The following is a 25,254-nucleotide window of genomic DNA, read 5'->3' on the forward strand; positions in this document are numbered from 1 at the left end:
CGGCAGAGTAGCATGTTCATTTGGCTGGTTGGCAGGCGAAATTTGATCCTGAGATCCGCATTCCAATATGATGATGCCGCACAACTTTTTAACCGAATGAGCGGGGACGCGCGGGTGAGTGGAAGTAAACATGCTCTGAACTGGACCACATTACTGATCGCCATTCCCGTTGGATGTGTGGCTTCGCTGGTCACGCTGGCTTTTCGTGGTGTGATCGACGTGATTAACCGCCTGCTATTCAATAGCGATAACGAAATCACTGTGGCGATGCACGTTTGGCCGTGGATTTTCTGGCCGCTGCTGGTGGGTGCTGGCGGTTTGCTGGCTGGCTGGTTCCTGCGTTATGCGGTGACAATTGAAAAACAGGAAACGGTGCAAACCGATTACCTGGAAGTGATCAATGCGCGTCTTGATGCGGTGCCGACCAAAACCTCGCTGTTCCGGGCGCTGTCGTCAATTGCCAGTATCGGCAGCGGTGCATCGATTGGTAAAGAAGGGCCGATGGTGCAGCTTTCGGCACTCAGCGGCAGTTTGATTGGCCGCTGGTTGCCGGCGTCATTGAATCTGCGCAATAGCGATGTGGTGGCGATGGCTGCCGCTGCCGGACTCTCCTCGGTGTATCACGCGCCGCTGGCTTCAGCGATTTTTGTCGCGGAAATTGCCTTTGGTATCTCGGCGCTGCAACGGCTGATTCCGCTGATTGTGGCATCGGCAGTTGCAGTGATGACCATGTGGTCGCTGGGTTTTCGCAGCGCGCTATATCCATTATCTGATGCGCTATTCCAGATGGATGTCAGTAGTTTGCTGATGACCATGGTAATTGGTTTTGTCGCCGGATTGGCGGGCTGGCTGCTGATCAAACTGATTGCGCGTAGCAAGGCGTTGTTTGCGCGTGTGCAATCGCTGCCATTACGTCTCGGCGCTGGCGGTTTAGCGGTGGGCTTTTTGGCGCTGATCTCCACCGATATTCTCGGCAACGGCTATGAAGTTATCGTCAAAATCATCGAAGGCCACTATCTATTAATGGGCTTGCTGGGATTGCTGGTTTTGAAAACGTTGGCGACCACCTTATCGGTTGGTTCCAACGCGGTCGGCGGGTTGTTTACACCTTCATTATTGATCGGCGCACTGCTCGGTGTGGCGCTGGCGCAGATCGGCGTAGTGTTGCATTTGCCGGTTGGTAATACCTTGCTGTACGCGGCGATTGGCATGGCGGCGGTGTTGGCGGCGGTCAGCCAGGCGCCGTTGATGGCGATGTTGATGGTGCTAGAAATGACTCTCAATAGCAGCCTGCTGTTCCCGATAATGATCGCCTCGGTTTTAGCCTCAATGGTGGTGTATCGCCTGCAATCGACCAGCACTTATCCGGTGGTAAGCAATCACTTCAGCCGTTCCGATGCTAAGTACGATTTCGACAATATGCGCGTCGACCAGTTGATTATTCCCGGCGCGGCGTTACAACCAGAAGAGTCGGTGGGGCAAGCGCTGGCGGTAAGTTCGCTGAAACGTGAGCGTTATGTTTATGTGATTAACGGTGCCGGGCAATTTCTCGGCGTGGTATCGATTCACGACATCTCACGCAAAGTGCTGGCTGAGGAGATCACCTTGCATTCGCCGGTAAGCAGCGTGATGGACAACGATTTCCCGTGTATTTATCAGAATCAAAGTATGCGTGAAGGTTGGGAAGCGTTTGCTCGCGTGACGCTGGAGCGTTTGCCGGTGCTGAATAATCCGCAAGAGCGCCGTTTTATGGGCGCGCTGACGAAAACCAGCCTGATTCAAAAAGCGCAGGAGTTTCTTTAAGCCGCGTTGCCGCGCATCGCCTGATCGGTCATCCACAGGCGAGCGTCGAATTCCAGTTGATGGTAATCCGGTTCCATGTGGCAGCAGAGTTGATAGAACGCTTTGTCGTGATCTTTCTCTTTCAGATGCGCCAGTTCGTGCACCACGATCATGCGCAAAAACGGTTCTGGCGCGAGGCGGAAGAAAGTCGAGATACGAATCTCGGCTTTGGCTTTCAGGTTGCCGCCTTGCACGCGAGAAATCGCGGTATGCAACCCCAATGCATGCTTCATCACCTTGATTTTATTATCCCAAATCACTTTGCTTACCGGCGGTGCGCTGCGCATGTAACGGTTTTTCAGTTTTTGGGTGTAATCATAAAGCGCGCGATCGCTAACGATATTATGGGTATCGGGATAGCGTTCCTGCAAAAAGGCACCTAATCGCTGATGTTCGATTAAAGTCTGCACTTGTTCGAGGATGTTTTCAGGGTAACCCTGCAAGTAAATTAATGACATTGGGATTCCCGACGAAAGACAGTATACTGCGCCCCCTTTTTAGGGCGAAAATCGCGCAAAGTGTACCACGCCGGAGATTCCATGAGCCAACTTGAACTGACCAATCGCACGCTGACACTGCACCGCTTCCCGCCTATGCGCGAGGAAAGCCCGCTACAGGCGTGGGATTCCGCCGATGAATACCTGTTGCAGCAAGAGCTGCCAGAAGGACCGGTGCTGGTGTTCAACGACAGCTTTGGTGCGTTGACTTGCGGCTTGGGCGAACGTCCAGTGTGGCATGTCAGTGATTCGCTGCTGAGTGAGCAGGCGGCGAAACAAAACCTGCGTCTCAATGAGATGGACGAGGATCAGGTGCACTTTCTCGATAGCCTTGCGCCATTGCCGGCTGCTCCGGCGGTGGTGCTGATCAAAATCCCTAAAGCGCTGGCGCTGCTGGAACACCAGTTGCGTGCGCTACGTGAAGTGGTGACGCCGGACACGCTGATTCTGGCGGCGGCGAAAGCCAAAGATATTCACAACTCTACGCTGCAACTGTTTGAGCGCATCCTCGGTGAGAGCAAAACTTCACTGGCATGGAAAAAAGCGCGTCTGATTTACAGCCGTTATACCGCACCAAAACTGGCCGAGCAGTCTGCGACCACCGTTTGGCCGCTCGACGATTCAGCCTATCAGATTCATAACCACGCCAACGTCTTCTCGCGCGCCTCGCTGGATGTCGGTGCACGCTTCTTTATGCAGCATCTGCCGTTTGATATTGAAGGTGAGATTCTCGACCTTGGCTGCGGCAATGGCGTGATTGGCTTGCTGGCGCTGGAGCAGAACCCCAATGCCGACGTGCTGTTCTATGACGAATCTTACATGGCGGTGGCATCCAGCCAGCTGAACGTGGAAGTGAACCGTCCGCAGGATATGGCGCGCTGCCAGTTCCGCGTTAACAACGTGCTGAGCGGCTTCCCGTCGGATCGTCTGCACGCGGTGCTGTGTAATCCGCCGTTCCATCAGCAGCACGCGGTTACCGATCATCTGGCGTGGCAAATGCTGCGCGATGCCAAGCGTTGCCTGCAATATGGCGGCGAGTTGCGCATCGTCGGCAACCGCCACCTCGGTTATCACGTCAAAATGAAAAAGCTGTTTGGCAACTGCGAACTGGTGGCCTCCAACGCCAAGTTCGTGGTACTGCGTTCGGTCAAACTGCGCTAATTACACACTCAGCGCCAGTTCAGTCGCCTGAGCGATGGCGCGGCGAGCATCCAGCTCCTGCGCCACGTCCGCTCCACCAATCACCCGCACCGTTTTGCCACGCGCGCTGAGTTGATCCGCCAATAGCCGCAGCGGTTCTTGTCCGGCACAAATTACCACGTTATCCACGGCTAACGTGATAGCTTCGCCCTGATGGCGCAGATGCAGGCCCGCATCATCAATCTTCAGATACTCCACATCGCCCCACAACTGCACGCCGTGTGCTTGCAAACTGGCGCGATGAATCCAGCCGGTGGTTTTCGCCAATCCCGCACCCGGTTTGCCGGATTTGCGTTGTAGTAGCCAAATCTGACGATCGGCGGGCTGCGGCTTGGGCGCGATCAAACCGCCGCGCGCTTGCAAGCTGTGGTCGATGCCCCAGTTTTGGTAGAAATCCTCGTGGCTGGATTGATGTAGCAGAAACTCAGCGGTATCAAAGCCAATGCCGCCGGCACCAATAATCGCCACGCGTTTGCCAACCGGTTTTTTATCGCGAATGACGTCGAGGTAGCTGAGCACGCTGGGATGATCGATGCCGGGAAGGGTGAGCTGTCGCGGCGTAATGCCGGTGGCGATGATCACTTCATCGGCTGATTCAAGTTCCTCGGCGGAGACGCGTTGGTTGGTATGAATCACTACGCCAGCCGCCGCTAATTGGTGGCGGAAATAGCGCAGCGTTTCACTGAACTCTTCTTTTCCGGGGATTTGTCGAGCGATATTAAACTGGCCGCCAATATGCGCATCCGCCTCATACAGCGCAACCTGATGACCGCGCTGAGCGGCCTGTAGCGCGAAAGCCATGCCAGCGGGGCCCGCACCGACAACAGCTAATTTTTTCGGCTTTTCAGCGTTGATCACTGGCATCAAGGTTTCGTGGCAGCCACGCGGATTCACCAGGCACGACGTCACTTTGCCGACAAAAATCTGATCAAGGCAGGCTTGATTGCAGGCAATGCAGGTATTGATTGCATCCGGCTGGCCAAATTGCGCTTTGCGCACGAACGCGGCGTCGGCGAGGAAAGGGCGCGCCATCGATACCATATCGGCAATGCCATCACGAAGTAGTTGTTCTGCTACCTCCGGATGGTTGATGCGGTTGGTGGCAATCACCGGCACCGAAACCTGTTCGCGCAGATGCTGTGTAACCCAGGCAAAACCGGCACGCGGCACGCAGGTGGCGATAGTCGGAATGCGCGCTTCATGCCAGCCAATGCCGCTGTTAAAGATCGTCACACCGCACTGCTCAAGTTTGCTCGCCAGCGCCAGCGTTTCTTCTAAAGAGCTACCGTTATTGACCAGATCGAGCATCGACAGACGGAAAATAATGATGAACTCATGACCAACAGCGTTGCGCACAGCTTGGGTCACTTCCAACGCGAAGCGTTGTCGCCGCTCGATATCGCCGCCCCAATCATCATCACGCTGATTGGTGTGCGCCACTAAAAACTGATTAATCAGATAGCCTTCCGAGCCCATGATTTCAACGCCGTCGTAACCTGCTTGCTGTGCCAGTTTGGCGCAGTGCGCGAAGTCTTGAATGGTTTGGCGAATTTCAACATCACTTAATGCATGCGGCGTGAAAGGGTTGATCGGCGCTTGTAATGGCGAAGGGGCGACTAAATCGCGCTGATAACTGTAGCGCCCGGCATGCAGAATTTGCAGCGCAATCTTCCCGCCTTCAGCATGCACCGCATCGGTGATGACGCGGTGCCAGCCGCATTGATCTTCTTGATTGAGCATCGCTCCGCCGTGTGCCACCACACCTTGCGGATTGGGGGCAATGCCGCCTGTGACAATCAGCGCCACGCCCTCGCGTGCGCGTTCGCCATAAAAAGCGGCTAAGCGTTCAGCGCCATCTGCATGCTCTTCCAATCCGGTATGCATTGAACCCATCAGGAAACGGTTTTTCAGTTGGGTAAAGCCCAAATCCAGCGGGGCAAAAAGGTGGGCATAGTGCTCAGACATGATCACATACTCATAAAGTGGTCGGATGAGTGAACTCTAGCGGGATTTTAGCGGGAAGAAAGTGTGTGGCGTTCAGCCTGTGAGAAGCATCAAAAAAAAGCAGGGCGGCCAGTCGCAGACGAAAGCATCGGATTGCCTTCGCCAGGCACGGGAAGAAACCAGCTCGCCCTGTAATAGCATGAAGAAGGGGCTAATAAATTAGCTCTGTGGTTATTAATTCTGTTAAGACTCAATCTTTTTAAAAACTGTTCGAGGTATGAACGAGATGTATCATGACACGACACAGCACGAATAATCCGCAAGACTAGTCTTGATTTTTCTATCAACAGGCACCATTGCGGCGGGCGAGTTCAATGATATCTACCAGGTTTTTTGATTCAAGTTTTTGGAATATCTTTGTTTTATAGGTGCTAATAGTTTTATTATTTAACCCCAATTCACAAGCGATGATTTTATTTGATTTTCCTTGCGCGAGTTGACGCAGGATTAAATTTTCACGATCTGTTAATCGAGAAAGCATATCTTGCTCATTCGTGTAGCGCTGAAGTTTATCTAAAATATCACCAGGAAGATAATTAACATTATTGGATACACAGCCAATGGCTGCAATCAGGGTTTGAATAGGATCATATGTGGATATAAATCCATTTACTCCCTGGCTAAGTGATTGTATGGAAGGGTGGTTGTTACCGCCCTGACTTATCAGGATGACCTTCATCCAGGCTTTTGATTTAACGATGTCGCGTAAAAATGCGATACCATTTTTTTCTTTGAAATCTGGATCCAATATCAATATATCAATGTGATGATGAATGATATCATCTATACCATCGTTAATTGTGTGTGCAGTAGTGACACAATTAAAACCATTCATCAATAATAATGCCTGTACACCCGCGGCCGCCAACCGATGCTCATCAATGATGAGAATTTTTGCATTAAACATATATCTCCCTTTAACGTCACCGTAATGATAACGTTGACGGTTATTATGTCCGGCGGATTAATAGGGCGAACCGAGAAATGTCTCGTTAAGATTATGATTCTAGAAAATCTGCTGTTTTTTCAGGCGAGACGTAACGAATTCAATTAATGCCTGATCTACGCGATCTATTTCTAAAGTAATTTCTTTTATTATCAGCTGCGCATCTTCTTCTTCATACTTTTCCAGGCGACGTCCCAACTGCATCAATGCATTCGCATTGATCATGGCTGCGCCACCCTTAAGTTTATGACCCAATTGCGATAACGCACTGGCTCGCTGAGATTGCTGCAATTCTGCCAACAGTTGTTGGTGGCTGGTGCGGATGCTGGTAATTAATGCCAAACAGCTATCAGCATCGCGTTCAGCCAATTGAGTTAACAGAGGCGGAAAAATTGTTATGCCTGTTTCGACCATCTCAACACTTTCGAGCATTTCAACCGTTTCTACCGCCTCACCTGTCATAACCTTATCTGAGTCACGGTGAATACAATGCGCAATTTTTTTAAGTAATTTATCTAAATTCAATGGCTTAAATAAGCAGTCATTCATGCCAGATTGCAAGCAGCGCTGCAAAATGTGCTCCTCAGCAGAAGCTGTCAGTCCATAGAGCATAATTGGCGGCAAATGATGTTGATGCTCATATTCGCGTAATGCCTCAGCAAACTGGAAACCGTTCATGCCGGGCATATTGCAGTCGGTGATGATTAAATCAAAACGGAGCGGATTCCGTTGCCACAGTGCTAACGCTTCTGCTGCACTCTCACTGACCACCACTTGATGATCTGCCAACTCAAGCTGTTTACCCAATAACAGGCGATTGGGCGCATGATCGTCTATCACTAATACCGAAAGCTTGTCTGATAGCTGTGGTTGCGATAGATGAGGTTGTGTTTGATCGCGCGGTTCGCCTTGCTGAGCGCGAAAATAGAACGAGAAAACCGCACCTTCGCCAGGTGCGCTCTCTACTATCAATTCACCATCCAAAAGGTGGGCAAGATTGTGACAGATGCTAAGTCCCAAGCCGGTGCCAAGCTTCTGTTGATGTCGCTCGCCAACCTGAACGAAAGGTTCGAAGATGGCATGCTGCTGATCTTCCGTCATCCCACAGCCGTTATCGCTCACTTCAATGACGAATTCGTTGCCTTCTTCCTCTTGAGCAATGCCCTGCATCAACACCACGGTTATCGTGCCTTCATCGGTGAATTTTATAGCGTTGCTTAAGAGGTTAGAGAGAATTTGATTAATCATCAGTGGATCGGTTTTGACCCAATAAGCGGCGATGTCCATTTCAATCAGTAGATTCAGCCCTTTGCTTTCCGCCTTATTACGAAACAGTGCCACAGCCTGTTCAATCACGTCCGGTAAATAAACGGTTTCCAGCGTGGGCTGATATAAGCCAGATTCGATCTTTGATAAATCGAGTACATCGCCAATTAATGACAGCAGAGCATGCGCTGAACTGTATGCCACGCGAATGTTTTCTGACAGTGAATCGGCTGGTTGCGATCGCGTTTCCAATTCCAGCAAGCCAATAATGGCATGTAACGGGGTGCGGATTTCATGACTCATGCTGGCGAGAAAGGCACTTTTAGAGCGATTTGCCTTGTCTGCTGCGTCCTTTGCCAATTGAAGTTCTTGTAATAAAGCGTTGCGTTCAGTGATATCTAACCAACCGCCAATTACCCCGGCGACATCGCCATGCCGATCGCGAAAAGGAAGCGTCCAGTGATAAAGCTGGAACGTTTGTTGATTAAACGCCATTTGTATATCGCGCATAACCGCTTCACCGTCCTGCAAGGTTTGCAAATAGCCATCTTCAATGCTGTGGATGCTGGAATTTTTGCCGGTTAGCACGTCTGAAAGGCGTTTACCGATGACCTCCTCGCGGCGGAAATTCATAAAGCGAAGATAGGCTTTGTTACAGTCAACTAATCGGGCTTTCTTGTCGCGAATGTACATCGCAACCGGCGAATCGTTAAAAAGAGTATGCGTAAAATTAAGCTGATTCTTCAGCGCGTTTTCAGCTTGAATACGCTGCTGAATGATCTTTCGTAAATGGCGGTTCCACAACAGAATCAGCACAATGACTCCGGCTGAAACCAGCACAATAATTAAGATTGCCTGTTTGTAATTCTGCCAGGATGCGCTGAGAAAAGGCGTCTCAGCCTGCCGCCAATGCGCTAACAACTTAAATAATGTTTCAGGTGGAATAGCTAACAGCGCTTTATTAAGAATACTCACCAGCATTTCATTGCCCGGTTCAACACGCATAACAAAACGCGCTGGTTCCGCGCCGAGTGTGCTTTCAACGGTTAATCCATCACTGAAATCATTGCGCAGCAGATAATCGGAAAATATTTTTGGCACCACTACTGCATCAACTCTGTGCTCGCGCAGTTTATGCAAAGCATCAACGGGATCCTGGCTGTTAACGAGGTTCAAATTCGGGTAATGCTGCATCATCCACTCTTTCACCGCTTGATTACTCAAGATTAATGCCGTACCAAAAGGAAACGTATCGAGGCCAAGAATGCTGCGCGGTTTTTGATTGCGAATAATGACCCAATGCGAAACTAACCACGGTCGTGTATTTAATTCTGGGTGTGCTTCATCCGCGCGCTCAATGAGTTCTAACGGAAATAGACGAGGGGCATTATTAGACGGAGTCTCTTGAGTGAATTGAAATTCAAAATTCAGATCGCTGAGATTAGAGATCAGCTCTAGCACATCCACAATCATGCCACGAAAAGGCATTCTGGCGTAGCGACTACTTAAAGGTGCCAAAGTTTGAGAAAGTGTGGTCGCTATCTCCCGATGCTCTTTAAGCCATTGCTCCTCTTCTTGAGTCAATGCCAGCGGATTACGCTGTAAAACATGGTGGGCATCAAGTTGCCAGCGTTTAGCTATTTGTAGGCGAATAGCGAGGGGAATCTGAATTAATGCCTGATCGATGGCCTCTGCCAATTGTGGCAGTTGCGGACTGATACCAAAGCTAACATTCAATGGAATACTGTGTGGATCAGGTGCGATTTTCAAAGCATTGGCAAACACGTAACGATTAAGATGATTCATTGTGGCGGCGTTGCCCCATATCTGGCCCATCTGACCAAATGCCACCGTTGCTACGGCATCATAATTGCTGGGATAACGTACCAGTTGATCACTTTTGTAGGTGTGATTTAAATACTCGCGCAAAAATGGCGCGCCAGACCAAGCGATGCGCTGCTCAAGCGTGCTATTTAAGCTTAAGAGATGATTGGCTTTATAACCTACCACACTGTAATCCAGCATCCAGGGTTCGCTGGCGATGAGTGTTTGTGGTCCCGATGAGGGAACCTCCACATGGATAGCCAACATCTGCATTTCACCGCTGATCACGGCCTTATAAGCGGCACTGTAACTGGGGTACTGATATAGTTCGATGGTGGTATCAAGCATACTTTGAATCAGAGAGAGATAATCAGCGCTCAGCCCTTCAAATCGGCGCGGATCGGTATCCATATACAATGGAGGTTGTGGCTGCCCTGCTACCGCAACTTTAATAATTTTTTGACGAAATCCCGAAGATATAGGCTCTGCTAATTGCAAAGTTGGCTGCGTCGTGTCATATCGAGCCAGCAGTTGCAATGTTTTTTCATTGGCAAATAAGAACGGTGATAATATCAGCAGGAACAATAAAGTTGCCAAACGGAAAATAGCGGGCAGATTGAGCACGGCACTCTCTAGAAAAGGATAAACCACATTAATTGCAGTAAGGACATTGGAGTATAAAGATATTTTAATATTTCTCGCATTCTAATTTGCTGCTACCAATATTTTGCGACGATTCTCAAAAATACGCACTTTTGTTAAAGAAAACATTCGATTTGCTGAGCGTGAAATTTTATTAATTATTCATGTTATTCAAAGTGATAATCATGATGAGTCCTTTCAAGACAATTCTTATGTGGTCTTGTTGCTGTGTTAAGTCAGAATTTTCGCACTTTTACGTGAGTGGGCAACATTAAATTTTCAAGTATAAAAAGATATTCGACTCCAGCAGGCGGTGTTGCCATTTAGTCGATACGTTAACTTTAATGTTTAAAGCGTTGAGGTAAATTAATGAACTCAATTGTCGCTTATTAATGTCATCAGGTCATTTCAACTGGTGTGGTTATCACAATTGGACAAAGAAAGAACTGCAATAAGGGAATAAATAAATGGTATATGCACACAATAAACAAGTGCGTGTTGCTGTCCTTGATGATCACCCAATGGTACGTACTGTTTTCGAGTTGTGTTTAAAGCATGAGCCCGACATTCATTTAGTAGGTACCTGGGCTTCAAGTAATGAATTGTTTAATCAGCTGAGAAGCACGCCAGTTGATGTATTGGTATTAGATTTCTTGTTAGGTGAGCGAGAATTGGATGGCCTTGCCTTGGTTAAGCAATTGCGCAATCACTACCCGCAGCAAAAGATTCTGATCTCTTCATCCATGGAAAGCCCAGCCATCGTCAAAATGGTGTTGAGCGCAGGCGTGAAAGGGTTTATCGGTAAAAGCCATAATATGCAGGATATTACGCATGCGATTCGCCAGGTGGCACAAGGGCGTTTATTCCTGTCGAAAGAAGTGGCCTATGAAGTTGAAAATCTCTATGTGATGAGCGAAGAGTCGCTGGATGAAAACATGGATTTCAATAACAAAGGCAATATGTACGAGAAGGTGAAAACCCTCAGCCCGCGTGAAGTTGAAGTGGTGCGTTGTTTCCTCGATGGCTTAAGCGTGTCGCAAATTGCGGTGAAGTTTAAACGCAGCCGTAAAACCGTGAGTGGCCAAAAGCAATCGGCGTTGAAAAAACTCGGTTTGCGCTCCGATTCAGAGTTGTTCAAATACAGCCACGATTTGATGTCAGGATATTGATCTTTGCCGTGGGTCGCCATTGATGGTGACCCATTCACCAACACTTTCCCTTTCTGCCTCGCACACATCACGTTCCCAGTAACAGCTCCGCCGTAACATATTTTTGAGTGATGTTCGTCACAGTTTCAAGCTGCATATCCCGCTTTCATAGCCCCCATTGCATCACCATAAATGGGGAAGTTATGAATATCGACACGCAATCCGGTGTGATCACCGGAAAAAAACAAGTCAGCGTCGCACAGCAGCAAGTGAAGTGGGATGGCAAAGGAACGTTGGTACGCATCACACGTGGCGGCATCTGCGGTTCGGATCTGCACTATTACCAGGAAGGCAAAGTCGGCAGTTTTGAAATAAAAATGCCGATGATCCTCGGTCATGAAGTGATTGGTTACGTGGTGGAAAGCGATAACCCAAATTTGCAGCCCAAGCAAAAAGTCGCCGTTAATCCTTCTAAGCCTTGCGGCGAGTGCAAATATTGCCAGCGCGGACAGGAAAACCAGTGCACCTCAATGCGTTTCTTCGGCAGCGCGATGTATGTTCCACACGTTGATGGCGGCTTCACCCAGTACAAAGTGGTGGATAGCGTACAATGTGTGCCGTTCCCGCAGGATGCCGATGAAACGGTAATGGTGTTTGCGGAACCGCTTGCCGTGTGCATCCACGCCACGCAGCAGGCAGGTGATCTCACCGGCAAACACGTGTTTATCTCTGGCGTCGGCCCGATTGGTTGCTTGATTGCGGCAGCGGCAAAAGCGCGCGGTGCGGCGTCGATCGTGTGCAGCGATATCAGCGAGCGTTCGCTGGCGATGGCGCAACAAATGGGCGCCACTGATGTGATCCATGCTGCCAACGGCGATTTCTCGCCGTATCTCGCCGACAAAGGCTATTTCGATGTGGCATTTGAAGCTTCTGGACATCCTTCCTCCTTGCAGCGTTGCCTTGATGTGGTGTGCGCCAAAGGCACGCTGGTGCAGGTTGGCATGGGCGGCACCATTCCTGACTTCCCGATCATGGCGTTGATCGCCAAAGAGATTAATCTGGTCGGTTCCTTCCGTTTCACTCATGAATTCAATACTGCAGTTGAGTGGCTGGCAACCGGCGTGGTGAATCCGTTGCCGCTGTTTAGCGGCGAGTATGCCTTGCAGGACATCGATGCCGCGCTGCAATTTGCCGGTGATAAAACCCAGGCCGCCAAAGTCCAGTTGACCTTTTAAGGAGTTGTGATGAATCAGTTATTTTCCCTCGAAGGTAAACGTGTACTGCTCACCGGTTCGGCGCGTGGCATTGGATTTTTATTAGCGCGTGGCTTGGCAGAAGCCGGAGCTGAAGTGATCGTTAACGCCACGACGCCAGAAGGGGCTGAAAAGGGCGCGGCACAACTGCGTGAATTAGGACTGCGCGCCCATGCTAAAGCCTTTGATGTGACGAAATCCGACCAGGTTAAGCAGGCGATAGACGAGATTGAAGCCGAGTGGGGCGCGATTGATGTGCTGGTGAACAACGCAGGCATTCAGCGCCGTCGTCCTTTCCTCGAATTTCCGGAGCAAGACTGGAATGACGTGATTGCGGTAAACCAAACCGCGGTGTTCCTGGTATCGCAAACGGTGGCGAAAAAGATGGTCGAGCGCCAACAGGGCAAAATCATCAATATCGGTTCGATGCAGAGCGAGTTGGGCCGCGACACCATCACGCCCTATGCCGCATCAAAAGGCGCTGTCACTATGCTGACGCGCGGCATGTGTGTGGAATTGGCACGCCATAACATTCAGGTCAACGCGATTGCGCCAGGCTATTTCGTTACGGAGATGACGCAAGCGCTGGCGGACGATCCAGCCTTTACTGGCTGGCTGACGAAACGCACGCCTGCCGCGCGCTGGGGCAAGCCGGAAGAGCTGATTGGTGCGGCGGTATTCCTTGCATCGGGTGCGTCGAACTTCGTCAACGGACATCTGCTGTTCGTTGATGGTGGCATGCGCGTCGCCGTGTAATGCCATGGCGCGGCTGGCATTATCGCCAGGCCGCGCCTAAACCTTAAGCACCCCTCTGTATTCAAAAAGGATAATAAAAAATGCCAATAACCATCATTGTGCTGGGTGTGATACTGCTGCTGGTGTTAATGATTGTATTTAAAATCAATGGCTTTATCGCATTGGTGTTTGTTTCTGCGGTGGTCGGGATTGCCGAAGGCATGACGCCACTGAATGTTATGGCCTCGATTCAAAAAGGTATCGGCTCAACCTTAGGTAGTCTGGCGATGATTCTCGGCTTTGGTGCCATGCTCGGGCGGCTGGTGTCGGATACCGGCGCGGCGCAACGCGTTGCCACCACGCTGATCGCCGCTTTCGGTAAAGAGCGGCTGCAATGGGCGCTGGTGTTGACCGGATTGATCGTCGGCCTGGCGATGTTCTACGAAGTCGGCTTCGTGCTGCTGTTGCCGCTGGTGTTCACCATCGTTGCCGCATCAGGTTTGCCGCTGTTGTATGTGGGTGTACCGATGGTGGCGGCGTTGTCCGTTACGCACTGCTTCCTGCCGCCGCACCCCGGTCCAACGGCGATTGCCACCATCTTTGGTGCCAATCTCGGTACCACGCTGCTGTACGGCATGATTATCACCATTCCTACGGTGATCATCGCCGGTCCGATTTTCTCTAAGTTCCTGAAGAGTTTTGAGAAATCACCGCCGGAAGGATTGTATAACCCGAAAATCTTTGAAGAACATGAGATGCCAGGTTTCTGGATCAGCATCTTTGCTGCCGTCATCCCGGTGGTGCTGATGGCGATTGCCGCGGTGTTTGAGCTGACCACGCCAAAAGAAAACCCGTTGCGTCAGTTCTTTGAGTTTGTCGGCAATCCAGCCGTGGCGCTATTCATCGCGGTGGTGATTGCGGTACTCACGCTTGGTCTGCGTAACGGTCGCAAGATGGAAGAAGTAATGGATATGTGCGGCGAGTCGATTGCCGCGATTGCCATGATCATCTTCATCATTGCTGGCGGCGGCGCATTCAAGCAGGTGCTGGTGGACAGCGGCGTGGGTAATTACATCGCCGATATGATGAAAGGATCGTCCTTGTCGCCGCTGTTGATGTGCTGGACGGTAGCGGCAATGCTGCGCGTGGCGTTGGGTTCAGCCACGGTGGCGGCGATCACCACCGCAGGCATCGTGACGCCGATCATCGCGGCCACTCATGCCGATCCGGCTTTGATGGTGCTGGCGGTCGGTTCGGGTAGCGTGATCGCTTCGCACGTCAACGATCCAGGTTTCTGGTTGTTTAAAGGCTATTTCAACCTCAGCGTGGTCGAAACCCTGAAAACCTGGACGGTGATGGAAACACTGATCTCGGTGCTGGGCTTAGCTGGCGTGCTGGCGCTCAACGCGGTTATTCACTAAACCGCGCAGGCTTCACAGGGAAGTGAAGCTATTCCTCAAGGCTGCGAATCCACGAAAAGCGCGATTGGTAGCCGCTGTCAAAATGGGTGTTGTAGCGATAGCTGGATTGCGATTCCGCCATGCAATAGGTACACACGCCCAGCACTTCAATATGTTCCGCCAGAAGCCCGCGCTGTAACAATAATCCCCGTGCCAGTTGTGGCAGATCGAACCAAATGCCTTCCTGTTGCGCACGCGCCTGCGGTCGAATGGCTTGCGCATTGTGCGGCTGCTCAGTTGACCAGCGCAGCGGTGGCAGATCGTCGCGATCCTGCATGTGCGCAATCCGATCCTTGCCGAGCTCGTAACAACACGGACCGATGGCTGGCCCAATCGCTACACGCAGCGTTTCATAGCGCGCCCCGCGCTCGACTAGACGATCGATAGCGCTATTCAACACGCCGCCTAACGTACCTTGCAATCCCGCATGTACCGCCGCCACTTGATGTTGTTGTGGATCGGCAAACAACACCGGCAAGCAATCTGCGGTATAAACCGCCACGGGAAGACCGTTTTCCCCGATCACGCCATCGGATTCACAACTCTTCGGCGGCAGATTTTGACTCGCCAATACCACATTGGCGCTATGACGTTGTTGGCCATACGCCGCAGCGGCTGGAACCGGCTGACCTGCGGGCTGAAACGCGTACTCCAGCCATGAAAATCCATCCAGCAGCGCTGAACGAGGACCGCGCTGTTCGTGCTGAGCCATAAGTGTCTCCTCTAACTGACGGCAGCATTCTTGTGCCCACAGCTTACGTTAACTGCTACATTTTTAAAGCTTTACACAAACTGACCATAATCACTTAAGGATGAAATGATGAAAAACACCACCTTGCTGGCAGCGTCCGGCCTCATGGCGTTGGCTCTGTCGGGTTGTGCACAACCTGCAAAGGAGCAGGCTCAGCAGCAACTCAGTCAGCAATCGGTTTTGGCAGTGAATTGGTTCCAGCAATCCGGCGAGTATCAGGCGCTGAGCTGGCAGGCATTTAACACCGCGCGCATGGCGTTTGATCAGGCACCATCGCTGGCGGGAAAACCCAAAGCAGTGATTGTCGATCTTGATGAAACCATGATCGACAACAGCGCGTACAGTGCGTGGCAGGCGAAAAATGGCAAGGCTTTCTCGGGTAAGAGCTGGTCAGCGTGGACCCAGGCACGACAGGCGACCGCAGTGCCCGGCGCAGTGGAGTTTGCCAATTACGTCAACAGCCACGGCGGCACCATGTTCTATATCTCCAACCGCGATCAAAAAGACTATGCCGCGACAGTGGAGAACCTGAATAAATTGGGCTTCAGCGGCGTCAGCGATAAAACCGTACGTCTCAGTACCGGCAATTCCAACAAGCAAGAGCGCTTTGATGCGGTGAAAAATGCCGGTTACAACGTGGTGCTGTACGTGGGTGACAACCTAAATGATTTTGGCGGCGCCACCTGGCATCAGGGTAACGCGCAGCGTCAGCAGTTCGTCAGCCTCAATCACCAACGTTTCGGTACCCAATTTATCGTGCTGCCCAATCCACTGTATGGCGATTGGGAAAGTGGCATGGCGGAAAACTACAACAAACTGACGCCACAGCAGCAGTTGCAAGTGCGTGAAGAACGTATGAAAGCGTGGAACGGTAAATAATTCGTCAAGCGAATTAGCGCCTGCACCTGCGGGCGCTGTAATTTTGATTTCAGGGCCACGGTAATTTACTTTTTACGGTTATTATTATTCCCCTTATTAATTTCATTATCTCTCTCTTATTTTACCCGGTGCGTTCAGTGAATAATTTCGCCAATTGCCTTATCAGGCAGTTAATCACGCCAATCATAAATTTTATAATTAAGAATCATCCCAACACAAAAGGTTTAATTTATTCATCCAACTAATAGGCTTGAAAATATTATGTGTATTGTTTTGTAATGGCATTGAGAATGGATGATTAAATAATGGGATTACCTGATTGTTATTATTGGCTTTTACTCGTGTTTGTTAATGGCGTCCTGCTTAAATAACTTTACATAAATCATGCAGTTACTAAACCTTAATTTACAAAGTAAGGCATGTTTCCGCTTGCGGATATAGGCCTGGTGCAACTCTATGCATTAGCGTCTATAAACAATTTATGTGAGGGGGCTCTTCTTTCTCGCGCAGTGTCTCGGTATCAATACGCCAATTCGCAGCGCTATTAGCCGGAAAGCGTTATTTCCGCGCGCTAACAAAAGATTATTGTGGCGATACCTAAAACCTTATTAGCGAATAATCGCAGCGGAGCTTTGCCGTGCGGTAAGCACCAATTTGATGTTGCTCGATATGCAAAGGAAACGTAAACATGAATTTAAATACGCTGCGTCAGGATATTCCTGCCGGCCTGGTGGTTTTTTTGGTCGCCTTGCCGCTGTGTTTGGGGATTGCTCAAGCCAGCGGATTGCCGCCTTTTGCCGGTTTGCTTACTGGTGTCATTGGCGGCCTGTTGGTCACCTCGCTGAGCCCATCACGTTTTGCCGTTAGCGGACCTGCCGCGGGATTGGTCACCATCGTGGTGGCTTCTATTGCTACCTTGGGCAGTTTCTCCGCTTTTCTTACCGCCTTGATTTTGGCGGGCATATTGCAGTGTGTTTTCGGCTTACTGCGCGCGGGGCGTTTCATCGCTCTGGTGCCTAGCAGCGTGATTAAAGGCATGCTGGCGGCGATTGGCCTGCTGCTGATCATGCAGCAGATTCCGGTCGCATTCGGCGCGGCAGGCGATGCTGAACTGATTTCACTGGTCAATGGCGAATTTCAATTCTCTGTCAGCGCCATGCTGGTGGCTGGCGTGGGTTTGCTGGTTTTATGGTTGTGGACCACGCCGCTGATCAAAGCGGTGAAAGCCTTGAGTTGGATTCCTGGGCCATTGGTGGCGGTATTGCTCGGCTGTGCCGCCACGGTGTTTGGTGATCGCCTGCTGCCGATGCTGGCAGAAGGTTTGCCGCGCATTACGCTGCCAGCGTTCGATAGCCTGTCTGCAGTAGTCGCCGAGCTTGAAACGCCAGATTGGCTAGCATGGCAAAATCCACAAGTGTGGGTTGTTGCGATCACTCTGGCGTTGGTGGCAAGCCTCGAAACATTGCTCAGCCAGGAAGCGCTGAAAAAGCTGCGTCCGCAACATCCTGCGCCCTCGCCAAACAAAGAGATGTTTGCCCAAGGCATCGGTAATCTAACCGCCGGTTTTCTCGGTGCGATGCCGATTACGGCGGTGATCGTGCGCAGCTCCGTGAATGTCAGCGTGGGGGCACAGACCAAATTATCTATTTTGCTGCATGGCGTGCTACTGCTGATCTGCGGTTTGTGGTTCAGCAATCTGCTCAACGCCATTCCACTGGCGAGCCTGGCGGCAGTGCTGTTGTATACCGGCTACAAACTGGCGACGCCGCGATTGTTCGTCGAGCAAATACGCATGGGGCCGCAGCAGTATGTGCCGTTCCTTGCCACCATCGGCGGCATCATCGTGTTGGGCATGTTAGCGGGCATCGGCTTGGGCATCGCTACCCAGATTCTGTGCAGCATCTATAAAAGCCATCGCAATGCCTTGCAGCTCACGCGCCATGACGATCACTACGTGCTGCGCCTGAAACAGAATCTGACCTTTATGCACAACCCTAAACTGCAGGGTCTGCTGGCAGAAATTCCAGAAAACAGCGTGGTGGTGGTCGATAACAACAATGCGGATTACATGGATCCCGATGTCAAAGCGGTGCTGAAGGACTTTGGTGAAAATGCGCCACAACGCGGAATTCGCCTAAGTCGATGGCCCGCTGCGGTTAAATTGCAATAAGTCTCGACTGGAAAACACGTTTTCAAGCTAAAAATCGGATATCTCGGATAGCCGATTTTTTTATTTGCAGGGCATAATTGCCGCACGTTTTATCCTCAATCTCTGGCGTTTCCACAATGCCACTTGGCTCCGATTCTGCTTTCATGGCAGATTAAGCGCCGTCCAGCCGCAGAGTAGGATGACGAACACTCGCTTAATTACCGAATCATCGTGAGGTGATTTCAGGTTTAATGCTTGCTGATGCCAATGGCTGATGGCAGCTATTTCCAGGTTACAGGGTTCAGACGTATGCGCGTTATGCTGTTTGAAGAGAATAATTTTAAAAAGAATGCCCTCACGCTGTTCTTCATCACGCTATTTTTCTGCTTTATTGGCAGCCACTTACGCATTCCGCAAGAGTTCTCGCTGTTCTGGCCGGTGAATGCATTGGTTGCCGGTTTAATCGTGCGTAATCCGCATCTGCATACCACCTCGAGCTATTTGGTGTGCTTCAGTGCGATGATTTTTAACGACACAGTATTTTCCGGCTGGGCGCTGCCCGCGTTTACGGTTAACTTCGCCAATATTCTGTTTATCCTCGTTGCGGTCAGCATGCTGATCAAACATCTGCAACGCCCGTCGGCCAATAGCCAAGTGTTTAATGCGATGCGCATTTTCCCGGCCTGTTTTCTCGCGGCCGCAGCCTGCGCCACCTGGGGCGCGTGGGCGCAGGATATTGATTTCAATGCGCGTTTCATTGTTGCGTGGGGCGATTGGTTTAGCGAGCAGTTCTCCACGTCGCTGATGCTGCTACCGGTGATGCTGGCGCGTCCGTTACGTACGGTTTCACCGCGCATCTTGCGCCATCCCGGCAAATTGCTGCCGTTGGCAGCGGTGGTGCTGTCGTTGATTGTTGGGGCGATGATTGGTGGTGCTGGCAGCCTGACGTTCCCGGTTCCGGCCTTAATCTGGTGCGCGATTGTATTACCGATTCCGCTCACCAGCCTGGTAATCCTGATCACCGGCATCACCGAGATCGTACTGGTTTCGCACGGCGTGATGAACATTCAGGGCGACGATGCGCTGCTGCCAATCAGCCATCTCACCTCGGCACGACTTGGCGTGGCGACCGTCGCGCTCAGCCCGTTGCTGGTGGCGGTGAGCATGGACGCGATTCGCCAGCTCAATCATCGCCTGGCGTTACGTGCCAATTTTGATTTTCTCACCCAGCTGCTGTCACGCTCTGGCTTATATGAAAGCCTAAAGAACGAGCCTTTTTCACTGCAACGTGAAGCGGGCGTAGTGATGCTAGATGTCGACTATTTCAAAGCCATTAACGACAACTTTGGCCATGATGCCGGCGATGGCGTGCTGGAAGAGATTGCGCGTCGTATTCAGCAAGTGGTGGGCAACCGCGGCATGGTGTGCCGCTTTGGCGGCGAAGAGTTTGTGGTGGTGGTGTTTGACTACAATCACGGCCAGTTATACAACCTCGCCGAGATGGTGCGGCAAGCGATGGTGAAAGAGAAATTCTGGATCCAGGGCAACACCGTGACAGTGACCGCCAGCTTAGGTTTGGCGCGCGGCAGCGCGCTGAGCGAGCGCGAATGGCCGAGCGTGATCAACCGTTTGGTCTCGGCGGCGGATAAAAATCTTTATCTCGCCAAACGTAATGGCCGCAACCAAACTTCACCGGCAATGGAACCGCGCAACATCATGCATGACGTGGCCTAAACCACGCCATGCTATTACATCACACGCTGCTTTTAAGCTGGCTGGCTTGCTGATGGCGCTGCTGCGCCAGCTCAATCAGGCGGGTGATCAGATCGCTGTAGCTAAGGCCCGCTGCCTGCCATAACTTTGGATACATGCTGATGTTGGTGAAGCCCGGTAAGGTATTCACTTCATTGACGATAATCTCGCCTGATTCGGTCAGGAACACATCGACACGCGCCATGCCAAAGCACTCCAGCGCCTGAAATGCGCGAATCGCCACGGCGCGAATTGCCGCGCTGGCTTTATCGCTTATCGCCGCTGGCACCACCACTTGCGCACCGCTTTCGCTGATGTATTTGGTGTCGTATGAGTAGAACGCATCGTGCACCACCACTTCGCCGCACGGACTGGCTTCTGGGGCATCATTACCCAGCACCGCACACTCGATCTCGCGGCCTTTAATCCCTTGCTCGATCAAGACTTTGCGATCAAAAGTGAAAGCGAGATCCAGCGCGGCATCGAACGCATCCAGACTATCCACTTTACTCACGCCAACCGAAGAGCCCTGATTGGCCGGCTTGATAAACAGCGGCAGTCCGAAGCGGTCAATCACCGCTTGTGCATCCACCTGTGCACGTTGCGCCTGAGTGACGCTTAGCCACGGTGCCACGTTCAATCCGGCATCGCGCAGCAAACGTTTGGTGAAATCTTTATCCATGCTAACGGCGGAACCGAGCACGTCGGAGCCGACAAACGGCAGATTGGCCATGCGCAACAAACCTTGCAGTGAACCATCTTCACCCAACGTGCCGTGCACGATAGGGAAAATGACATCCAGTTGCGACAAGGGTTGTGCTTGTTGGCGGGTGATCAACTGCTGCGACGCGCTGCCGGGCACCAATGCAACATTTTCACCAGAACGATTAAGCGCAATCAGCTTCGGATTCTCAGCGTTGAGTAAGAAACCTGATGCATCATTCAGATGCCATTCGCCCTGTTTATCAATCCCCAGCAACACCACCTCGAATTTGCTCTTATCAATGGCTTCAAGGATATTTTTGGCTGATTGTAATGACACTTCATGCTCGGCCGATTTCCCACCAAACACGATTCCTACACGCTGTTTTGCCATTGTTATTTGTCCGATTGCTATCAAGCGAGCGAGTAAGATATCACGCCCAGGACAAGCATCAACAGCCGCGCAATTTTCTCCGCCCCAAAGCGCTATCTCGCGCCTTTAAACATGCTGTTAAACAAATAGTGAACACCGTTTGAGACAAGTCTTGGACGGCTTGAAACCTGCCTTCTGTCAGAATTTTCCCAATTCAAACAGGTTCAACGGTGGGCAATGCGCTCACCGTTTTTTTGTCAGGTTTACAGGAGTCGGGAAATGGTCGACCAGAAGCAGGATGCTGTGGAGCAGGATGCGCGTTCTGTTGCTCGTATTGAAACCACGGTGGATGACACGCTGCTGAAAAGCGTGGCTTGGATCTGCAAACACTACAAACGCGAGAAAAGCGAAGAAGCGCTGGTGGCAGGTTTGCCTAAAGCGACATTGTTATCACCTTCACAAGCCATGACGGCACTGGAGAATGCAGGCATAACCGGCGGCATGGTGGAGCGCCGCTTGCAGGATCTTCCTGAACAATTAATGCCGATGATTCTGCTGCGCAAAAATGGCGGCGGCTGCATTGTGCTGTCGCGTCGCATCCACACTAATGAGGAAAACCAGCGCGAACTGCGTTTCCAGCTGGTGATGCCAGAGGTCAGTGCAGAAGCTGTCGAATTGAGTCTCGCAGAGCTAAATGAGATCTACGCAGGCTTTGCCGTGCTGGCAAAACCCGCTGCGGTGGTCGACGAACGCGCCAGCGAAATGCTGCCGGAAGTCAAAGGACATTGGCTGTTCACCACGCTGTGGCGTTACCGCCGTTATTACCGCAGCGCGGCGATTGCAGCGGTGCTGATCAACGTATTGGCGCTTTCCAGCATCTTTTTCACCATGAACGTGTATGACCGCGTGGTGCCAAACCAGGCGTTTGTGACGCTGTGGTCATTAGCGATTGGCGTCACCATCGCGATGATTTTTGAAGCGATTACCCGTTTCGTTCGAGCGCACTTGCTGGATATGGCCGGTAAAAAGGCGGATTTGGTACTCGGTAGCATGCTATTCCGTCAGGCGCTTTCGATTCAGATGGAACACAAACCCGCTTCATCCGGTACCTTCGCCAACCAGATTCGAGAATATGAATCGGTGCGCGATTTCGTGGCGTCCGCCACACTGGCGGCGATCTCTGATCTGCCGTTCATCCTGATGTTTGTTGGCGTGATCTTCTTTATTAGCGGTCCGTTGGCGATCATTCCGTTGATGATGATCCCGATGATCATCATTGTCAGTGCGGCGATCCAGTGGCCGCTGGCACGCATCATGAAAGAGAACCTGCGCGATGCGTCATTAAAGCAAGGTGTGCTGATCGAATCTGTTGAGGGCATGGAAACCCTGAAAGCGGTGGGCGGAGAAGCGCACATGCAGCGTCGTTGGGAAAACTTCAGCGCACTGCAATCAGCGAACTCAATGAAATCCAAGCGCTACTCGACGCTGGCAACTGGCGTGGTGACGTTCCTGCAACAATTCCAAACGGTGATGCTGGTGGTGGCCGGTGTGTATCTGATCAACGAAGGTACGTTCACCATGGGTGCGATGATCGCTACCGTCATGCTTGCCAGCCGTGCAACGGGCCCGTTGGGTCAGGTGATTGGCTTAGCGGTACGTTATCAACAAGCCAAAGCCGCGTTGACCTCATTGAACAAGCTGATGGAAATGCCAGTCGATCGCGATAGCAGTAAAACCTATCTCACCGATCCGCCATTGAGCGGCCAGATCTCGCTGACCAACGTCAACTTCTCGTATCCGGCACCGCCGATGAAGCCCAATCCAGAGATCCTCAAAGATATCTCCCTGAATATTAAAGCCGGAGAACGCGTAGCGATTCTGGGGCGTATCGGCAGCGGCAAATCGACTTTGCTGCGTGTGATGGCGCGTCTGTATCAGCCGGTTAAAGGCCAGATTTCCGCCGATGGTTTGGATGTAAACCAGATCGACCCAGCGGATTGGCGCAAGACCGTCGGCTTCGTGGGTCAGGATGCGCGTCTGTTTTACGGCACGCTGCGCGAAAACGTAATGATTGGCCGTCCAGATGCCACCGCCAACGAACTGCTGCGCGTACTGAACCTGACAGGTTTAGATCATGTTGCGGCGCGCCATCCAAGCGGCATCAACCTGACGGTCGGTGAAGGCGGTGAAGGTTTATCCGGCGGTCAGCGTCAACTGGTTTCACTGGCTCGCACATTGCTGACGCGCCCTAAAGTTCTGCTGATGGATGAACCTACCAGCGCGATGGACAGCATGACTGAAAACCAGTTCCTTGCGCACTTACGCCGCGCTAGCGAAGGACACACGCTGATTGTTGTTACCCATCGTCCATCAATTCTGGCGTTGGTTGATCGCATTATCGTGGTGGAAGAAGGAAAAGTGGTCGCTGATGGCCCGAAAGATCAGGTGCTGGCAGCGCTGGAAGGAAAAAATAAGGCGCGCCAGCAACCACGCCAAGCGGTAGAGCAACCGGTGCGAGCGCCAGAACCGGCGAATGATGCGTTAGCGGCGACAGCGCCCGCTAATGCTGCGACAGAGGAGGCTGCAGTATGAGCAAATTAATGCCATGGCGTAAAAGTGAGAAAGGTCTTTCCGCTGCTGATGCCGAATTTATGAATGATGTGCAGGCTTCTCTTCTGTCGCAAACCACGCCTGGTTCCAAGTTGGTGATGTGGATCATCATCGCCGTATTAGGTGTTGGCATTACGTGGGCCAATTACGCCCGCGTCGAGGAGATCACTAAAGGTGATGGCAAAGTCATTTCACGCAGTCGCGAGCAGGTTATCCAAAGTCTGGAAGGCGGCATCCTGGCGGAAATGAATGTGCGGGAAGGTACGGTGGTGGATCGCGGTGATGTGCTGCTGAAAATCGATCCAACGCGTGCGCAATCGAGCTATCGCGAAGTGCTCAGCAAAGTAGTCGGCCTAAAAGCCAGCATTTCGCGTTTGCGTGCCGAAGCTTACGCACAGCCGCTGGTATTTGATGAGCAAGTGAAAAGCGATCCGGCGGTTGTACAGCAGGAAACTAAAGCTTATGAAGCGCGCAAGCGTGCACTCAATGACAGCGTAACCTCATTACAGCGCAGTTACGCGTTGTCGATGCGCGAAATTAATTTGGCCGAACCGTTGGCAGCGAAAGGTTTGTTATCAGAAGTCGAACTGCTGCGTATGCAGCGCCAGGCGAATGATATTCAGGCACAGATTGTAGAGCGTCGTAACCGTTATCAATCCGAGGCAAATGGTGAATTAGGGCGCATGGAGTTGGAGCTCAGCCAGGTCAGTGAAAACCTGATTGGCCGCGCAGATATCGTTGATCGCACCACCATTAATGCGCCGGTGCGCGGCACGGTGAAAAACGTACGCGTTAACACCATTGGCGGCGTTATCCAGCCGGGCGAACACATTCTGGAGATTGTGCCGCTGGAAGAACAACTGCTGGTGGAAGGCAAGATCCGTCCTTCCGATGTGGCGTTCTTGCGGCCTGGTTTACCCGCCAAGGTTAAGATCACTGCCTATGATTTTGCGATTTACGGTGGCCTTGATGGACATGTTGAGTACATCAGTCCGGATACCTTGAAAGACGATCAGAAAGCGGCCAGTGGGCGCCCGGATGATACCTACTATCGCGTGCTGATCCTGACCGATAAAAGCACGCTACATGCGGGTAATAAAGATCTGCCGATTATTCCCGGCATGATCGCTACCGTTGAAGTGCGCACGGGTGAAAAAACCATTCTCGATTACCTGCTGAAGCCGGTCCTGAAAGCCAAAGAAGCATTCCGCGAGCGTTAAT

General features: G+C 51.5%; 17 protein-coding genes. 11 read left to right on the forward strand and 6 right to left on the reverse strand.

Translation table 11 applies throughout. The features are described from left to right. Positions 1–114 precede the first annotated feature (114 nt). Positions 115–1,803 carry a chloride channel protein gene (locus ABDW13_RS01730; RefSeq protein WP_343550678.1) on the forward strand — a complete coding sequence of 563 codons (1,689 nt, stop codon included), beginning with the start codon at positions 115–117 and terminating at the stop codon, positions 1,801–1,803. Here ABDW13_RS01730 and ABDW13_RS01735 read toward each other — a convergent pair. Beyond that, positions 1,800–2,300 carry a M48 family metallopeptidase gene (locus tag ABDW13_RS01735; RefSeq protein ID WP_343550679.1) on the reverse strand — a complete coding sequence of 167 codons (501 nt, stop codon included), beginning with the start codon at positions 2,298–2,300 and terminating at the stop codon, positions 1,800–1,802. The genes ABDW13_RS01730 and ABDW13_RS01735 overlap by 4 nt on opposite strands. 81 nt (positions 2,301–2,381) lie before the next feature. On the opposite strand from ABDW13_RS01735, the gene rlmG reads away from it, so the two are divergent. Next, complete coding sequence (gene rlmG, locus ABDW13_RS01740; RefSeq protein WP_343550680.1) at positions 2,382–3,500, forward strand: 23S rRNA (guanine(1835)-N(2))-methyltransferase RlmG; 1,119 nt, start codon at positions 2,382–2,384, stop codon at positions 3,498–3,500. Here the strand turns inward: rlmG and ABDW13_RS01745 are convergent, their stop codons facing one another. The 3 genes from ABDW13_RS01745 to ABDW13_RS01755 form a co-directional block, all read right to left on the reverse strand. Then, positions 3,501–5,504 carry an NADPH-dependent 2,4-dienoyl-CoA reductase gene (locus ABDW13_RS01745; protein WP_343550681.1) on the reverse strand — a complete coding sequence of 668 codons (2,004 nt, stop codon included), beginning with the start codon at positions 5,502–5,504 and terminating at the stop codon, positions 3,501–3,503. Between the two features lie 322 nt (positions 5,505–5,826). Next, entirely contained in the window at positions 5,827–6,450 is a 624-nt protein-coding gene (locus ABDW13_RS01750) for a response regulator transcription factor (RefSeq protein WP_343550682.1), read from the reverse strand. 99 nt (positions 6,451–6,549) lie between these two features. Then, positions 6,550–10,203, reverse strand: coding sequence for an ATP-binding protein (locus tag ABDW13_RS01755; protein ID WP_343550683.1), 3,654 nt, complete (start codon positions 10,201–10,203; stop codon positions 6,550–6,552). A 485-nt stretch (positions 10,204–10,688) separates the two neighbouring features. On the opposite strand from ABDW13_RS01755, the gene ABDW13_RS01760 reads away from it, so the two are divergent. The 4 genes from ABDW13_RS01760 to ABDW13_RS01775 all read left to right on the forward strand — a co-directional run bounded on the left by ABDW13_RS01760 (position 10,689) and on the right by ABDW13_RS01775 (position 14,778). Next, entirely contained in the window at positions 10,689–11,390 is a 702-nt protein-coding gene (locus tag ABDW13_RS01760; RefSeq protein ID WP_343550684.1) for a response regulator transcription factor, read from the forward strand. 182 nt (positions 11,391–11,572) lie between these two features. Next, complete coding sequence (gene idnD / locus ABDW13_RS01765) at positions 11,573–12,604, forward strand: L-idonate 5-dehydrogenase (RefSeq protein ID WP_343550685.1); 1,032 nt, start codon at positions 11,573–11,575, stop codon at positions 12,602–12,604. 9 nt (positions 12,605–12,613) lie between these two features. Next, entirely contained in the window at positions 12,614–13,378 is a 765-nt protein-coding gene (gene idnO, locus ABDW13_RS01770) for a gluconate 5-dehydrogenase (RefSeq protein WP_343550686.1), read from the forward strand. 80 nt (positions 13,379–13,458) lie between these two features. Continuing rightward, positions 13,459–14,778, forward strand: coding sequence for a gluconate:H+ symporter (locus ABDW13_RS01775; protein ID WP_343550687.1), 1,320 nt, complete (start codon positions 13,459–13,461; stop codon positions 14,776–14,778). A gap of 28 nt (positions 14,779–14,806) precedes the next feature. Here the strand turns inward: ABDW13_RS01775 and ABDW13_RS01780 are convergent, their stop codons facing one another. Then, complete coding sequence (locus ABDW13_RS01780; protein WP_343550688.1) at positions 14,807–15,529, reverse strand: polyphenol oxidase family protein; 723 nt, start codon at positions 15,527–15,529, stop codon at positions 14,807–14,809. A 108-nt stretch (positions 15,530–15,637) separates the two neighbouring features. On the opposite strand from ABDW13_RS01780, the gene ABDW13_RS01785 reads away from it, so the two are divergent. The 3 genes from ABDW13_RS01785 to ABDW13_RS01795 all read left to right on the forward strand — a co-directional run bounded on the left by ABDW13_RS01785 (position 15,638) and on the right by ABDW13_RS01795 (position 20,330). Next, entirely contained in the window at positions 15,638–16,447 is an 810-nt protein-coding gene (locus tag ABDW13_RS01785; RefSeq protein WP_343550689.1) for a 5'-nucleotidase, lipoprotein e(P4) family, read from the forward strand. A 688-nt stretch (positions 16,448–17,135) separates the two neighbouring features. Then, entirely contained in the window at positions 17,136–18,617 is a 1,482-nt protein-coding gene (locus ABDW13_RS01790; RefSeq protein ID WP_343550690.1) for a SulP family inorganic anion transporter, read from the forward strand. 288 nt (positions 18,618–18,905) lie between these two features. After that, complete coding sequence (locus ABDW13_RS01795; RefSeq protein ID WP_343550691.1) at positions 18,906–20,330, forward strand: diguanylate cyclase; 1,425 nt, start codon at positions 18,906–18,908, stop codon at positions 20,328–20,330. Between the two features lie 19 nt (positions 20,331–20,349). Here ABDW13_RS01795 and ddlA read toward each other — a convergent pair whose 3' ends face one another. Next, the gene (gene ddlA / locus ABDW13_RS01800; protein ID WP_343550692.1) at positions 20,350–21,444 is read right to left on the reverse strand and encodes a D-alanine--D-alanine ligase; all 1,095 of its coding nucleotides are present in this window, start codon (positions 21,442–21,444) and stop codon (positions 20,350–20,352) included. A 258-nt stretch (positions 21,445–21,702) separates the two neighbouring features. Between ddlA and ABDW13_RS01805 the strand changes: the two genes are divergently transcribed. Next, complete coding sequence (locus ABDW13_RS01805; protein WP_343550693.1) at positions 21,703–24,015, forward strand: type I secretion system permease/ATPase; 2,313 nt, start codon at positions 21,703–21,705, stop codon at positions 24,013–24,015. Beyond that, positions 24,012–25,253 carry an HlyD family type I secretion periplasmic adaptor subunit gene (locus ABDW13_RS01810; RefSeq protein WP_343550694.1) on the forward strand — a complete coding sequence of 414 codons (1,242 nt, stop codon included), beginning with the start codon at positions 24,012–24,014 and terminating at the stop codon, positions 25,251–25,253. The genes ABDW13_RS01805 and ABDW13_RS01810 overlap by 4 nt, the downstream gene beginning before the upstream one ends. Position 25,254: the final 1 nt, after the last annotated feature.

It is taken from the genome of Pantoea sp. (assembly GCF_039594315.1).
Lineage (GTDB): Bacteria > Pseudomonadota > Gammaproteobacteria > Enterobacterales > Enterobacteriaceae > Pantoea.

Coding starts and splice junctions, on each gene's coding strand:
- ABDW13_RS01735 (WP_343550679.1), bottom strand. CDS start 2,300: ATGTCATTAATTTACTTGCAGGGTTACCCTGAAAACATCCTCGAACAA.
- rlmG (WP_343550680.1), top strand. CDS start 2,382: ATGAGCCAACTTGAACTGACCAATCGCACGCTGACACTGCACCGCTTC.
- ABDW13_RS01745 (WP_343550681.1), bottom strand. CDS start 5,504: ATGTCTGAGCACTATGCCCACCTTTTTGCCCCGCTGGATTTGGGCTTT.
- ABDW13_RS01750 (WP_343550682.1), bottom strand. CDS start 6,450: ATGTTTAATGCAAAAATTCTCATCATTGATGAGCATCGGTTGGCGGCC.
- ABDW13_RS01760 (WP_343550684.1), top strand. CDS start 10,689: ATGGTATATGCACACAATAAACAAGTGCGTGTTGCTGTCCTTGATGAT.
- idnD (WP_343550685.1), top strand. CDS start 11,573: ATGAATATCGACACGCAATCCGGTGTGATCACCGGAAAAAAACAAGTC.
- idnO (WP_343550686.1), top strand. CDS start 12,614: ATGAATCAGTTATTTTCCCTCGAAGGTAAACGTGTACTGCTCACCGGT.
- ABDW13_RS01775 (WP_343550687.1), top strand. CDS start 13,459: ATGCCAATAACCATCATTGTGCTGGGTGTGATACTGCTGCTGGTGTTA.
- ABDW13_RS01780 (WP_343550688.1), bottom strand. CDS start 15,529: ATGGCTCAGCACGAACAGCGCGGTCCTCGTTCAGCGCTGCTGGATGGA.
- ABDW13_RS01785 (WP_343550689.1), top strand. CDS start 15,638: ATGAAAAACACCACCTTGCTGGCAGCGTCCGGCCTCATGGCGTTGGCT.
- ABDW13_RS01790 (WP_343550690.1), top strand. CDS start 17,136: ATGAATTTAAATACGCTGCGTCAGGATATTCCTGCCGGCCTGGTGGTT.
- ABDW13_RS01795 (WP_343550691.1), top strand. CDS start 18,906: ATGCGCGTTATGCTGTTTGAAGAGAATAATTTTAAAAAGAATGCCCTC.
- ddlA (WP_343550692.1), bottom strand. CDS start 21,444: ATGGCAAAACAGCGTGTAGGAATCGTGTTTGGTGGGAAATCGGCCGAG.
- ABDW13_RS01805 (WP_343550693.1), top strand. CDS start 21,703: ATGGTCGACCAGAAGCAGGATGCTGTGGAGCAGGATGCGCGTTCTGTT.
- ABDW13_RS01810 (WP_343550694.1), top strand. CDS start 24,012: ATGAGCAAATTAATGCCATGGCGTAAAAGTGAGAAAGGTCTTTCCGCT.